Source organism: Rhizobium sp. R711, from assembly GCF_002211365.1.
Taxonomy (GTDB): Bacteria; Pseudomonadota; Alphaproteobacteria; order Rhizobiales; family Rhizobiaceae; genus Rhizobium.
This window is the reverse complement of the sequence record NZ_LOKZ01000012.1, coordinates 315,595-328,756: the sequence shown is the minus strand read 5'-3', so window position 1 is coordinate 328,756 and position 13,162 is coordinate 315,595. Positions and strand designations below refer to the sequence as shown.

Annotated in this window: 6 protein-coding genes; 1 reads left to right on the top strand and 5 read right to left on the bottom strand. The window is 59.8% G+C overall.

Annotated features, from left to right (window positions below; genetic code table 11):
- Positions 1–52: 52 nt before the first annotated feature.
- Positions 53–694 carry a carbonic anhydrase gene (locus tag ATY80_RS14965; RefSeq protein ID WP_088693156.1) on the top strand — a complete coding sequence of 214 codons (642 nt, stop codon included), beginning with the start codon at positions 53–55 and terminating at the stop codon, positions 692–694.
- Between the two features lie 63 nt (positions 695–757).
- Here the strand turns inward: ATY80_RS14965 and ATY80_RS14960 are convergent, their stop codons facing one another.
- From ATY80_RS14960 to ATY80_RS14940, 5 genes are all read right to left on the bottom strand, one after another.
- Positions 758–1,576 (bottom strand): lytic murein transglycosylase, encoded by an 819-nt coding sequence (locus ATY80_RS14960; protein WP_088693252.1) that lies wholly within the window; start codon positions 1,574–1,576, stop codon positions 758–760.
- Between the two features lie 170 nt (positions 1,577–1,746).
- Positions 1,747–2,781 (bottom strand): aspartate-semialdehyde dehydrogenase, encoded by a 1,035-nt coding sequence (locus tag ATY80_RS14955; protein WP_028747250.1) that lies wholly within the window; start codon positions 2,779–2,781, stop codon positions 1,747–1,749.
- A 113-nt stretch (positions 2,782–2,894) separates the two neighbouring features.
- Positions 2,895–3,107, bottom strand: coding sequence for a hypothetical protein (locus tag ATY80_RS14950; protein ID WP_088693155.1), 213 nt, complete (start codon positions 3,105–3,107; stop codon positions 2,895–2,897).
- Positions 3,108–3,133: 26 nt separating this feature from the next.
- Positions 3,134–4,354 (bottom strand): OpgC domain-containing protein, encoded by a 1,221-nt coding sequence (opgC, locus tag ATY80_RS14945; protein WP_088693154.1) that lies wholly within the window; start codon positions 4,352–4,354, stop codon positions 3,134–3,136.
- Between the two features lie 100 nt (positions 4,355–4,454).
- Positions 4,455–12,974 (bottom strand): glucoamylase family protein, encoded by an 8,520-nt coding sequence (locus ATY80_RS14940; protein WP_088693153.1) that lies wholly within the window; start codon positions 12,972–12,974, stop codon positions 4,455–4,457.
- Positions 12,975–13,162: the final 188 nt, after the last annotated feature.

Below are 13,162 nucleotides of genomic sequence, written 5' to 3'. Positions count from 1 at the left end.
GATCTTGCAGTGCGATATTGATCTTGTTTGGCGCAGGCTGTAATCGAAGATCATGCAGCGTTTTCCAAACATCCTTCTTGACGGTTATCGCAACTTTATGAATGGGCGTTATGTGGACGCCCGTGATCGCTATAAAGCGCTGGCTGAACACGGCCAGAACCCAAGCACGCTGGTGATCGCCTGTTCGGACTCACGTGCTGCGCCCGAGTTGATCTTTGATGCGGGTCCCGGCGAACTATTCGTTATCCGCAATGTCGCCAACATGGTGCCGCCTTACGAGCCGGATGGCCATTTCCATGCGACCTCAGCCGCGCTGGAATTCGCGGTTCAGGCTCTGAAGGTTACGGATATCGTTGTCATGGGCCATGGGCGCTGTGGTGGCATCAGGGCAGCGCTCGATCCGAGCGCCGAGCCGCTATCGCCTGGCGACTTTATCGGGCGCTGGATGTCGCTCGTCAGGCCGGCGGCGGAGCAGATCGGCGCCAATGACGTGATGACTCCCGCCGAGCGCCAAACCGCCCTCGAGCGTGTCTCGATCCGCAATTCGATCGAGAACCTCCGGACGTTTCCGGACATCAAGGCCCTGGAAGACGCCGGCAAGATTGCACTTCACGGTGCCTGGTTCGATATTTCGACGGGAGAACTGTGGGTCATGGACGCCGAGACCCGCGACTTCATTCGTCCAGAAATCTAAATTAACCAAACAAAAAGCGCGCCGAACCTCGGTTCGGCGCTCGTGGTTTGCGCTGACTTATTCTTAGTTTCCGTCGATCTGCTGGCCGATGTAAGCGATGGCCTGCTGATAGACCGTCGCCGCGTTCCAGCCGGCGATCGCTGCGAAGTTGGGTTCGCCGGGCTGATAGCCGGCATCGGCCTGCCAGCCATGGCCTTTCAGGAAATTGGCAGTCGAGGCGAGCGCGTCAGCGCGCGAGCCGACCATATCGACGCGGCCGTCGCCATCGCCATCGGCGCCGAAGCGCACGACATTGCGCGGCAGGAACTGCGTCTGTCCGATCTCACCATGGGCCGCACCGCGCGCCTGCGGATTGAGGTAACCCTCCGAGACAAGCTGCAATGCCGCATAAAGCTGATCGGTAAAGTAGTCGGAACGTCGGCAGTCGTAGGCGAGGGTCGACACCGCCGACAGCGTATGCTGATTGCCCATATAGCTGCCGAATCCGGTCTCCATGCCCCAAATCGCGATCAGCGGACCAGCCGGTACGCCGAAACGGCGTTCAATCGACGCAAAGAGAGCAGCATTGGCACGCTTCATATTCTTGCCGCGCGAAATGATCGCCGCACCACCGCGCTTCTGCATGAAGGCATCAAAGGAAAGCTTGAAGCTCTTCTGGCCGCGGTCGGCAGCAATCGTCGGTCTGTTGTAAGAGACGTTTGCAAATGCGCGATCGAGAACGGAGGGGCTGACACCGTTTGCGGCCGCCTCTTGCTTGAATTCGCCAACCCAGGCCTCGAAACCAGCGCCGTTGTTGCCGCACTGGGCTGCCTTGGCTGCTGCAGGAACTGCGTGGAGAATGCAGGCGGCAGCAGCTGCCAGCAAAAATTTCGTCATGCGCATGGAGATATCCCGATCTGACTGGCCTTCAAACCGGGCCATCGGCCCGCTTTCGGCAATATTGTCACCGTCTTTGATTTGGCAAGCGCGGGAAGCCGTAAACGGCGAACCCGCGCCAAGAAAAGCCCTTACCTTATTAAGCCGGGCTTAACAAACCATAGTTAACAATTGGTTCAGGCTGCCTGCTTGCGCGGCTTCACAAGTCCGCGATTAATAAGCAGCTCGGCGATCTGGATCGCGTTGAGAGCAGCACCCTTGCGAAGGTTGTCGGAAACCACCCACATGTTCAGGCCGTTCTCGACCGTCGCGTCCTCGCGGATGCGCGAGATGTAGGTCGCATCTTCACCGGCAGACTCATAGGGCGTGATGTAACCGCCGTTCTCGTGCTTGTCGATGACGAGGCAGCCGGGAGCTTCCCGCAGGATGTCGCGTGCCTGGTCGGCCGTGATCTCGCTTTCGAACTCGATGTTGACCGATTCAGAATGGCCAATGAAGACCGGAACGCGAACTGCCGTGCAGGTCACCTTGATCTTCGGGTCGAGCATCTTCTTGGTCTCGGCGAGAACCTTCCACTCTTCCTTCGTGTAGCCGTCTTCCATGAAGCTGTCGATGTGCGGAATGACATTGAAGGCTATGCGCTTCGTGAACTTCTTGTTCTCGATCGGATCCGCGACGAAGACGGCTCGCGTCTGGTTGAACAGCTCGTCCATGCCATCCTTGCCGGCGCCGGAAACGGACTGATAGGTCGAAACGACGACGCGCTTGATCTTGGCGAAGTCGTGAAGCGGCTTGAGCGCCACCACGAGCTGCGCAGTCGAGCAGTTCGGGTTGGCGATGATGTTGCGCTTGCTGAACTGGGTAACGGCGTCCGGGTTCACTTCAGGAACGATCAGCGGCACGTCCGCGTCGTAGCGCCACGCCGACGAGTTGTCGATGACGACGCAGCCCTGGGCACCGATCTTGGGCGACCACTTCTTGGAGACCTCGCCGCCAGCCGACATCAGGCAGATATCGGTGTCGGAGAAATCGTAATTCTCGAGGTTTGCGACCTTCAGCGTCTTATCGCCGTAAGAAACCTCGGTACCCTGCGAGCGCGCGGATGCAAGCGCGACGACTTCATCGGCGGGAAAACCGCGCTCGGAGAGGATATTGAGCATTTCCCGGCCAACATTTCCGGTCGCTCCCGCAACTGCAACTTTAAAACCCATTTCTCAAGCTCTCTTTCTCTTCTCTCCTCTTATCCGGTGAGGGGGAAAGCGCGAAAATATCGCGGCTTCCGTGTCCCCAGCCGAGCCGGGGAGAGAGCGGCAGGCCAGAGACGTCAGACGGTTTTCGTCGTCGTTTTGGCCTTGGTTTTGGAAGAAACCGGAACGGCAATATCCATCCCGGCACCTTGTGCCCGGTCATTGCATGCAGCAATGGCGTGTTCGTCGCGAACCATGGATATTCCTTTTCCGCCGTTGCTCTTAAAAGGTTTTCCACAGGAGTCAAGGTTTTTGCGATCAGATACGAAGGGGTGACGATGGGCGGACAATCGCAGCAGACTGATGCCGCTGGCGTCTAGCGCCGATCCCGCGATCGATCAACGCGTACAGGAACCGGCACCATCCCTCGGCTGGGCAACCTGTTTCGGTCGCCTGCCTCGAGCTTGCGCTTGCGTTCAAGATGGTAGGCGTAGGCGAACTGGATGGCGATGCCGATAACCACAAGGACTGGCCCGATGATCCGGTCGTGGTTGTTGATGTAGAGCACCACCTGACCGACCATCGCCAGGATAGTACCGGCGACAAAGATGTTCAGCGAGTGGCGGCCGAGAACGGTCAGCGGATGGTCCGCTGACCGGCGCAGCAGGCGTGAGATTGCCGGAATATTGATGACGAGATACGTCAGCGCCAGAACGTGCAGCAGCCTCGGCAGAGACAGAAATGTTTTGTCGAAACCTGTCAGTACCGGCGGCAGGCCGAGCGCTGCCAACGCAATTCCGAAGCTCCAGAGTTGGCCGACCACCCAGGCAAAGGACAATACGACGTAAGCCGCTGCAGCGGCAAAGAGGATCGGGTGCTGAGGCAGTTTGCCTCCACGGCGCACATGCATCATGCCAACGATGCCGATCGTGAAGAGGAATTGCCAGGACAGTGGATTGAGGAACCAATAGCCCTCAATCAGCATGTTATGAGGCGCAATCTCATATACGCCCGCAAACAGCCAAACCGTGCCGGAGACGGCCAGCGCGAGAAGAGGGCTTGCCGCGTTGAGCAGAAGGATGACCGGCACCATCAGCATCAAGGCCCCGTACATCGGCAGGATGTTGTTGTAGCCAATCTGGTGTCCCAGCAGCACCAGCGAGGGAATGCCAGCCTTCAGATTGGTCAAGACGGCGAGGATGTTGATCTCGCACAGCAGGCCAGGTCGGTGGAAGATCCATGCGCCGGTAAGGAACAGGGCGAGCGTCATGAACGTCGTTATCATGTGAGCCAGATAAAGCGTAAACGCCCGCTTCGTGGCCTTGGCCGTCGTCAGCAGCCATGCGCTCGGCTCAAAGCGCGTACCATAGGCCAAGCCGACCGCAATGCCCGAGATCAGAACGAAGGCTTCGGCCGCATCTGAGAAGCCGAAATTCTTGGTTGTAAGATTCTCGAAAATCTGACCGGGAACATGATTGATGAAAATCGTGATGAGCGCCAGTCCGCGTAGAACGTCCAATCTCGTATCACGTTTCGGCGTCGCTACCGTCACAGAACGTTGCTTGGCGCCAATCGTCCCCTCGAGCGCTATTGCCATGGACTTCTCCTGCTTTTCCGATTTGCAAACGCAGTTGCGGCCAAAAGGTTTCCCTTTTGGCCGCAACGAAACGCCGGATGATTAGCTAGGAAAAATGCTGTTATCCGACCGGATATCCCTCGTCGGGATCGGTGACTTCGCGTCCGTTGATGGTCACATCGTAACCTCTCGGATGGGACGATTTTGAGACCGAAATGAGGTATTTAGCACCTGCGTGCTCAATCTCGGCGGAGAAGCCGTCCCAGGCACTCGCCAGCGCTGGACGCACGTACAAGCGGCCATCCCTCACCCTGATGCCGAGGATGCCCTCGATGACCGCGCGATAGAGCCAGCCTGCGGAGCCTGTATACCAAGTCCAACCACCGCGACCGCTCAGCGCGCCCTCACCGTAGACGTCAGCTGCGATGATATAGGGTTCGACGCGATAGCGTTCCGCCGAAACCGGGTCGCGGGCATGACTGATTGGATTCAGCAATTCAAAGCAACGCAGGGCATCGTCGCCGCGGCCAAGTTCAGCCAGCGCCAGGACAACCCAAGTCGCGGCATGGGTGTATTGGCCACCATTTTCTCGAACGCCTGGCGGGTAGGCCTTGATGTAGCCAGGATCCTTAGCCGAGTTCGCAAAGGGCGGTGTGAAGAGCCGAATGATCCGTGCCTCTGGATCGACCAGCTTATCCAGCACGGAGTTCATCGCCTTCGCCGAATGCGCCGGATCCCCCTCCCCGGACAGCACGCTCCAGGACTGGGCGATCGAATCGATCTGGCATTCGAGGCTTTCCTTGGAGCCAAGCAAGCTGCCATCATCGAACGTGCCGCGCCGGTAGTGGGCGCCATCCCAGGCGACGGTTTCGAGCGCTGCCTTGAGCGCGGCCAGGTGCTGGGTCCACCGCTCAACGCGTGCCTTGTCGCCACGGTCCTCCGCATATGCCGAGAACGAACGCAGCGCGCCCGCCAGGAACCAGCCGAGCCAGACGCTCGTTCCCTGTCCGCCAATTCCGACACGATTCATGCCGTCGTTCCAATCGCCTCCGAGGAAGAGCGGCAGGCCGTTCTTGCCTGTTCGGGCGATCGCGAGATCCAGCGCGATGGCAGCGTGTTCGTAGACGCTCGCCTTATCTTCGGAGACTTCGGGCAGATAGAAGGAGTCGTGCTGCCCCTCGAGGAGTGCCGGCCCTTCCAGGAAGGCGAGTTGTTCGTCGAGGACGCTCTTGTCTCCCGTAACGCTGCAATAGTGATGGATCGCATAGGCGAGCCAAACCACGTCGTCCGAAATCATCGTCCGGACGCCAGCGCCGGTGCCCGGCAACCACCAATGCTGAACGTCGCCCTCGCGGAACTGGCGCGAGGCGGCATTCAGGATTTGCTTGCGGGCAATCGACGGCTCATGGATGACGAATGCCAACGTATCCTGCAACTGATCGCGGAAGCCGAAGGCACCGCTTGCCTGGTAGAAGGCCGTACGCGCCATGATGCGGCAGCCCAGGCTCTGGTACGGCAGCCAGGTATTGATCAGGTTGTTCATGCTCTGATCGGGCGTGGAAATCTGCAGCTTCCCGGTGAAACTCTGCCAGAACGCACGGTTTGCCTGGACAACGTCCTCGAAGGCAACCTTGCGGATATCATTGATTAACGCCCGCGCCTCGGCCTTCGTCTTGGTATCACCGAGGAAGAAGCAGACATCGCGCTCCTCGTCCGGTCCGATCTCGATATCGATCGCGAGAACCGCTGCCGGGTCGCCGTCGAGCTCCGTCGCGCCGGAAAGGCCGGCTCCCGAATTCAGGGCGTGCGGCGCCTGAATCGTACCTGTCTTGCCGATAAATTCGCGGCGGCTGGCCGTAAAGCTGGACGGCTTCTCACCGGCAACAAAGAAAGCGACCCGACCGGAATAATCGATGCTGTAGTTGTTGCTTGCAAACAGTGCGCCAGTCTCCTCGTCGTGCTCCGAGAGGATGAACGGTGCAGACTTCTGCGCATTGTTGCCCAGAACCCACTCGACGTACCCGTAGATCCGCAGCTTCCTTGGCTTGGAGCTGGCATTGCGTAGCCGGATTCGCTGCAGCTTGATCGGCTTTTCGCGATCAACCGTCTGCGTCACCTCAAGCGCGATTTCGTTCTGTACGCTGGAGAATACCGAATAGCCCAGACAATGTCGTGCTTCGAAGCGGATATCTTGCCGCGTCGAGAGGTTTGCGAACGGAGTCAGTACCGCGCCACTATCCCGATCGACGACGTAGATCGCTTCACCAGGGCGGTTGATGACTGCGTCATTCGACCACGACGTCAGCTGATAGTCGCGGGAGTTTGTGCTCCAGGTGAACCCCGCTCCTTCTGCCGACACATGGAAGCCGAATTTTTCATTCGAGATGACATTGATCCACGGGTGCGGCGTCGCGTGACCTCCGGGAAGGCGGACGACATATTCGCGCCCATCGCCGGCGAAGCCGCCGATACCGTTCCAGTAATTGAGATCGCCTTCTTCCTCGACCACGACCTTGGATGGTCGTGAGGCTGGCGTCGGGGCGATCCGCTTGACCGGTGACTTCGCGCGGTCGGCACGCTCCAGCTCCTGCTGCTCTTCTTTGCTTGGGGAAAACAGCGCGACGGCACGATTGATCTGATCGATAATCTTGCCGTTCTTGGCATGGAGCGTGACGCGGGAGGCCGAGATCAGTGCATGGTACGTTGATTCTTCCATCAGATCCTTGCGGACCGTGAAAATGTGCTGGCGCAAGCCATCGGCCTGTCCCATGCGGCGAACATTCTCCGCCATCTGATCGACTGCGTGCTGCATGTCCTGCGCATAGGATGACGCGCGCTCGTTCATGATGACCAGATCGGCGGTGACGCCTCGCGAGCGCAGGTATTCCTGCGCAAGCAGCGCTTCCCTGACGATGTCGAGATCCATGTCGTCGTTTACGCGCAACGTGAAGATCGGGAAATCGCCGGAGATCGCCAGCGGCCAAAGTGATGACTGCGACTGCATGCCTGCGGCGACTGCGGCCGCATCGGCGCGCAGATACATATCCGGATAAACCAGATGGCGACCCAGATGCTGGAAGGCTGCCGCCTGCTGGGACGTCACGCCGACATGGCGCATCTGAATCTGCGTGCGGGTCCAGGCCTGGACGAGCTCGTGGTTGAAAGCGTCCGCGTGGCGATACCGGTCAACGGCCTGATCCGCCTCGTTGCGGCTCGGCGCAGCGATAGTCCAGAAGATGACGCTGACTTTCTTGCCGGGCGGTACACGCACGGTGCGGCGAAGTGAGACAACCGGATCGAGGGTGAAGCCGTCAGTGCCGGAAAGGGTTGAGCCGGGATCAAAGGCGGCAGCGTTCGCGAGGCTGCGCCCACGGCCGAGGAACTTGCGGCGGTCCGTTTCGAACTCGGTGTGGCGCGAAGAGCCGGAGTTGTCGACGATGAGGTGGGCAACGGCCATGTTCGGCTCGTTCGGATCACGCTTGTTGCGCTCGACGCGGATGACGTCCCCACGCTTGCCGATCTCCGTCTTGACGAACATGCGAGCGAATGCCGGATGGGCGTTGTCGACGTCGTCTGTCGCAAGGACAGGCTCGAGATAGGAGGTTACCTCGATAAATCGATCCTCCGTCCCCGAGTTGATAAGCGTCAGTCGGCGTGCTTCGGCGTCATGCTCGGTGGCGACAATGCATTCGACCTCGCTCGTGAGGTCGCCCACCGTCTTGGTGAACTCCGCCTTTTCGTCGGCGAAGAGAACCTTGACCTGCTCGCCCTCGACACTCTTCGGCTCCGTGGTTGCCGACCACCATTCGTTGGTCGCCGTATCGCGGAGGAAGATGAAGGTGCCCCAGCGATCCTCGGTCGGATCGGCTTTCCAGCGGGCAACCGATTGGCCGTTCCACCGTGAATAGCCGGCGCCCGTTGCGGTCAGCATCAGCGAGTAGTGGCCGTTCGAGAGGAAAACCAGCTCGCGATCGCGCGAGGCCGGATCATAGATCTTGCGCAGTTCAGGACGCAATAGATCGTCCTGAATGCTGGCTGGCGTATCGGACTCGTGTTTACCGCTCATGACCGGAATATCCCGCGGTGCCTTCTCTTGCAGAAGGAGTTCGGCAGCCTCGATCACCGGATCCGAGTGGAAGAGTTCGCGCAAGTGGCCATTGAAGGCGACGTTCGCGACGGCCGCGATCGACATGCCATGGTGGTGAGCATAGTAGTTATAGACGACCGCGCAAGTCTTGCCTTCAGGCAGGCGGGTCGGCGTAAAGTCGACGGCGTCGTGGAAACCGAACTTGCCGAGTGCGCCGAGTTTGCGCAGGCGCTGGAGATTTTCAAGCGCCGCGTCGGGATTATACTGGCTGGCAAGGATGGAAGCGTAGGGCGCGATAACCGCATTGTGGCCGAGGCCCCGCTTCAGGCCGAGCGACGGTACGCCGAAGTTCGTGTACTGGTAGTTGAGGTTATGGTCGCGCGCATTGAACGCCGCTTCCGAAATACCCCACGGAATCCCCAGCTTGCGGGCATGGTTCATCTGCTCGACCACGACCAGGTTGTTGGTCTGGTTGAGGATACCTCCACCGCGTTCCTGCATGACAAGCGGCGGCATCAGGTACTCGAACATCGAGCCGGACCACGAGACAAGCGCACCACGCGAGCCGACTGGAACGACCTGGCGGCCGAGACGGTACCAATGTTCCGTCGGCAGATCGCCCTTGGCGATGCCGAACAGGCTGGTGAGGCGGCATTCCGAGGCCAGCAGGTCGTAGCAGGCCTGATCGAGCTCGCCGCTTTCCACGCGGTAGCCGATCGAGAGCAGGCGCCTTTCGGGCCGGAACAGGAAGCCGAAGTCCATCGAGAAGGCGAGGTCGCGGGCCTTGTCGCGCAAGGCGATCAGGCGCGGACGCAGCGCATCGATGTTGGACAGATCGAAGGTGCTGTCCGAGATGTGGGCTTCGCAAACCTTGACAAGAGACTCGGCCCAGCGCGTGACCTCGACGCTCAAGGCGGACTTCACCTCATGATCGAGGTTGGCAGCGAGCTTTTGAATGTCGCGCGCGAGAACGGCGAGGTTGATGATGCGGATCGATGCGAACTCGTGCTCGCGCTTGACCGCTGCCAGCGCGTTCTGGAAGCCGATGATACGCTCTTCCAGACGACGACGCAGCGGGCGAACCGTCTTGCGGTCGTCCGGCAGTTCCGACAGCACTTCCGCGAGGATGCCTGCGGTGTCGCCGACACCATCGAGATTGCCTTGCATATGGGCGGAGGGCGCTTCCGCCCAGTTGCGGCAGGCCGATGAGATCGCGATCAGGTGGCCGGCGAGGTTACCACTGTCGACCGCCGAAACATAGCGCGGCCCGAGCGTTTCAAGACTATCCGTGTGGTACCAGTTAAAGAGGTGCCCGCGGAATTTCTCCATCTTGTCGATTGTCGCGATCGTCTGTTCCAGCCGATCGATGGTTTCCTCGAAGGAGAACCATCCGAAATGCCGGCCAGACACGACGGACAGCAGATAGACGCCGATATTGGTCGGGGAGGTGCGCGTCGCGACGATTACGTGCGGCGTCTCCTGTATGTTGTCCGGTGGCAGATAGTTCTGTTCGGCGGTGGTGAACGTCTCGAAATAGCGCCACGTGCGGCGGGCGATCTTGCGAAGCTCGCTGGAAACGGAATCGGCGACTTCAAGCCGGTCTTCCGTCTCTGCCGACTGGCTGACATAGTAGGCGACCAGCGGTGAGAGGATCCAGAGAAGCGCGAAGGGAACGCCGACGAGATAGGCCTTGTCGCCGGAGAGCGCCGCAAAAGCCAGTGCAAACAAGGCCAGCACCGGCGCATGCCACATCGCCCTATAATAAGAGAGGATCGTTCCCTGCTTGCCGGCCTGGACGCTGGCAGCCGTTCGCCATTGCAGCATCAGCTTGTGGCTGACAAAGAGGCGATAGAGCGAGCGGCCGATAGCATCGGCCATCATGCATGCGGAATCGGCGATGAAGATAATCCGAAGAGCGACCTGCGCGTTGGCGGCACGGATATCGGACCAGACGGTGTAGAGATGGGCGCGGGCGACGATATCGCTGGTCCGCGGGATGATGCCGTTGATGAGGGAGAGCGTCGGGGCGACGAACAGGCAGAAAATCAATAGGATCTGCCACACGAGCGCGCCAAGCGGGGCCATGAAATACCAGCCAAGCACCGAGGCGAAGAACCATGCGATTGGCGTCAGCGATCGGCGGAGGTTGTCGAACATCTTCCAGCGCCCGAGCCCGGTGACGCCGTGCTTCGGATTGAACATGTATGGCAGTAGCTGCCAGTCGCCACGCGCCCATCGATGCTGGCGCGAGGTTTCGACCTCATAGCGGGTCGGGAAATCCTCGACGAGTTCCAGATCGGTGACGAGCGCGCAGCGGGCCATCGAACCCTCTAGCAGGTCGTGGCTGAGTACCGAGTTTTCATCGATACGGCCCTTCAGCGATGCTTCGAAGGCATCGACATGATAGAGGCCCTTGCCGGTAAAGGTGCCCTCACCCGCCAGATCCTGATAGACGTCGGAGACGGTAAAGACGTAGGGGTCGAGACCACGGTTGATCGAGAAGACTCGCTGGAAGACCGAGGCATCCTTGCCTGTCGTCAGCGACGGCGTGACGCGCGGTTGCAGCACGCCATAGCCGCTTTCGACGCGACCGCTGGCCGGATTGATCACCGGACGGTTGATGGGATGATAGAGCTTACCGGCGAGCTTGGTGACCGCATCGCGCATGAGGCGCGTGTCGGCATCGAGCGTCATCACGTACTGAACGTTTGCCGGTACGATATTTGCGCCCGGGAGATAGGTGGTATCGCGGTCGCCGCGGAGCAGCAGATTCAATTCATGCAGCTTGCCGCGCTTGCGCTCCCATCCCATCCAGGCGCCTTCGGCTGGATTGTAGAGTCGACGACGATGCAGGAGGTAGAAGCGCGTCTTGCCATCGAAGGCATAGCGCGCAGAGAGGTTCGCAACTTCGCGGCGGGCATAGTCCAGCACCTCGAGATCGGCGGATGTTTCCTCGACCTGGCTGTCCGGCCAGTCGCTGAGAAGCGCGAAGTAGATTTCACCACGTGGGTTGGCGAGGTAGTGAACTTCGAGATTGCGGACGAGTTCATCGACGCTGTCGCGGTTGGAGATGAGGCAGGGGACGACCAGTAGTGTCCGGGCTTCCTCGGGAATGCCCTCCTTGAACTCGTAGCCGACCAACCGGGCCGGTGTCACGAAGAACGACAGCACCGTATTGAAGAGACCAGTTGCTCCTTCCGAGGCAGGGAGGGAGAACATGACCAGTAGGATCGCGATCTCAAGCGGCTCCATGCCGGCATTGGCCATGAACTTGCCGACGATTGCCATGGCAATGATGGTGAGCAGGATGACCGGTGCGGCAATCGAAAGCCAGTTGAAACGGCGGACGGTTCGGACGAAGTGCTGCGTTGCGGTCGGGCTATAGTTCGCGCGCGCTTCGAGCTTTGGCCTCTGAGCGCCCGTCAGGAAGCCGCCGACATTCGGTTCGTGCGGCTGCGTCTCGCCGGAGGTCTTCGCCTCCTCAGTCATGTCGAGCGCCAACTGGGCGATCTCCATTTCCGACAGGGGCGAGCGCTTCGCAAGCTTTTCAATCTGCTTGCGGTACTTGTTGCGCGAACCGGAATCGAGATCGCCGTAGTCGGAATGATCCCACAGCAGCTTGTCGACATGGCTGACTTGTTCGACCCAGACCGACCATTCCGTGTCGTCGATCTCGCGCAGACCGCGGATGATGTTACCCATCGTGACGTTACCGGAGGACAAGCGGCTGTGCTCCGCCATCGTCGTCTCTTCGGTGTCGCGACCGAGGGCTTCAAGGCGTTCATCGAGCCAAGCGATCGCCACGCTCGATGCCTGCGACCCATCGCGCATGCGGTAGAGGAATTGTGTTGCGAAGGTATTGTCTTCGGCAAGAGACTCGAGCGACCTGAGATACTCGGCCGCCTTTGCCGGGTCCGTCAGCCGCACAAGCTCATCTGCAGCCTCGTTGGCACGCCGGCGTAACCGGCGGCTGCGCTCGACGCGGATCGAAATGCGACGCAGATTTTCCACGAGCACATAGCGAACAAGCGACGGCAATGCCCAGAGTTCACCGATCCTTAGTGTTTCGCTCTGCTGGAAGCCATCGACCAGGGCCGTCAGGCTTTCCTGCGAGATCGAGCTGTGGGTGTGGGCGACATAAAGCCATGCGAGTGCCAGAGTGCGTGGGATCCGTACACCGCCGACGTCGATCGTCGGCAGTTCTCGGTAGAAGCGCCGCGGGAAATCACGACGGATTTCCTGGATCGCTTCCTCGACGATATAATGGTTGTCGAGCAGCCATTCAGCTGCGGGAGTGATCGTTTCACCCGATTCCACGTCCGTTGCCGTCGTGCGGTAAACCCGCAGGATTTCCTTCTCGTTTTCCTTGTGCCGCGCGAAGAAATCGAACGGTGCAAAAGCGGGCAGCGAGTCGACGCCGTGGGCGGCGACGGAGGCGCCTATTCCCCTGATATCCTCGATGGAAAGATAGGTTGAGCGGATCGAGTCATTGTGATCGATCTGCTTCGTTTCGGACTCGCGGGACGGGCTCGGAGACGTGGCGGAAATGGACATGGGTTCGGTTCTGGATCCAAGCAAAGTTATGATGATTTGCGTAGCCTTTTGCACTGCCAAATATGACTACCACATGAACAGCGCCGAGGTTTCGTGATCTCGGACAGCAAGATCGAAACGGCAATCAATCGACGATGCGAAACGGTTTAAACGCGACGTGTGCAGGCTACGCGCGAAGACGGCTCCGT

What these genes read in the sequence shown, in the direction of transcription:
- ATY80_RS14965 (WP_088693156.1), top strand. Translation starts at nt 53, where the DNA reads ATGCAGCGTTTTCCAAACATCCTTCTTGACGGTTATCGCAACTTTATG.
- ATY80_RS14960 (WP_088693252.1), bottom strand. Translation starts at nt 1,576, where the DNA reads ATGCGCATGACGAAATTTTTGCTGGCAGCTGCTGCCGCCTGCATTCTC.
- ATY80_RS14955 (WP_028747250.1), bottom strand. Translation starts at nt 2,781, where the DNA reads ATGGGTTTTAAAGTTGCAGTTGCGGGAGCGACCGGAAATGTTGGCCGG.
- opgC (WP_088693154.1), bottom strand. Translation starts at nt 4,354, where the DNA reads ATGGCAATAGCGCTCGAGGGGACGATTGGCGCCAAGCAACGTTCTGTG.
- ATY80_RS14940 (WP_088693153.1), bottom strand. Translation starts at nt 12,974, where the DNA reads ATGTCCATTTCCGCCACGTCTCCGAGCCCGTCCCGCGAGTCCGAAACG.